This is a genomic window from Clostridium sp. MCC345 (genome assembly GCF_018785345.1).
GTDB lineage: Bacteria > Bacillota > Clostridia > Lachnospirales > Anaerotignaceae > Anaerotignum_A > Anaerotignum_A faecicola.
On sequence record NZ_WQPP01000060.1, the window covers coordinates 322,727 to 323,740 of the forward strand.

Here is a 1,014-nt window from a genome sequence, read left to right on the forward strand (position 1 = left end):
ATCGTTTTTTCGACAAGATGTATCTTATCAAACTTTTAGAAGCTTGTCAACATCTTTCATTCATTTTTGCTTTCTCCTTTGAAAAGAGAAAAGCGCGAGACGAGATTCGAACTCGCGACCCTCGCCTTGGCAAGGCGATGCTCTACCACTGAGCCACTCGCGCATTTATGGTGCCCAGAACCGGAATCGAACCAGTGACACGTGGATTTTCAGTCCACTGCTCTACCAACTGAGCTATCTGGGCATAAGAAATATTTTTATGAAGCTGCCCGAGACCGGGATCGAACCGGTACGGGTGTTACCCCGCAGGATTTTAAGTCCTGTGCGTCTGCCAATTCCGCCACTCGGGCAAATCTTGCGTTGTTTCAGCCGCTCAATTACTATACCAAACCAGCCGAAATTTGTCAACAGCTTTTTTCGATTTTTTTCATTTTTCCATCATCAAAGCCTTGGTAAAAAGAAGAACAAGTATCTCTACTTGTTCTGAAAATGGGCGGAGAAGGATTCGAACCTTCGAAGCTATCGCAACAGATTTACAGTCTGCCCCCTTTGGCCGCTCGGGAATCCACCCATGGTAATGGAATGATTTTCTTCCGTCAGGAAGAAAAACTTACCTTAATTTAATGGAATCATTTTTCGATTATGAGCTTCTGACTTATATAGAAATAGCGAAAGCCTGTAAGCTCTCAAAATAGAATAGCGTGGTTGACACAACCTTGCGTTGAAAAATGTTTACGAAAACCATTCGTACAACTTCGTTGTACTCATGTGTTTGCTCCGCAAACCTACCTAAAACCTCTCGATTTTTTCAGATTTACGAAAAATCATTCGTAATGCTTCGCATTACTCATGTGTTTGCTCCGCAAACTCACTTTGCAATTTATTGTTGCTCTGCCTCGCAAGCGATGCATTTCAACATAAATCACAAACTGCTTTTTCTCCGCTTTTCTCCATAGAAAGGAGGTGATCCAGCCGCACCTTCCGATACGGCTACCTTGTTACGACTTCACCCCA

4 tRNA genes and 1 rRNA gene are annotated in these 1,014 nt (G+C 43.3%); all 5 read right to left on the reverse strand.

Features of this window, described 5'->3' with window-relative positions:
• Positions 1-91: 91 nt before the first annotated feature.
• Positions 92-163 (reverse strand) — tRNA-Gly (locus GPK49_RS10980).
• 5 nt (positions 164-168) lie between these two features.
• Positions 169-244 (reverse strand) — tRNA-Phe (locus GPK49_RS10985).
• A gap of 22 nt (positions 245-266) precedes the next feature.
• A tRNA-Leu gene (locus GPK49_RS10990) sits at positions 267-350 on the reverse strand.
• Positions 351-490: 140 nt separating this feature from the next.
• A tRNA-Tyr gene (locus GPK49_RS10995) sits at positions 491-571 on the reverse strand.
• Between the two features lie 385 nt (positions 572-956).
• Positions 957-1,014: ribosomal RNA gene (locus tag GPK49_RS11000) — 16S ribosomal RNA — on the reverse strand; the annotation flags it as partial.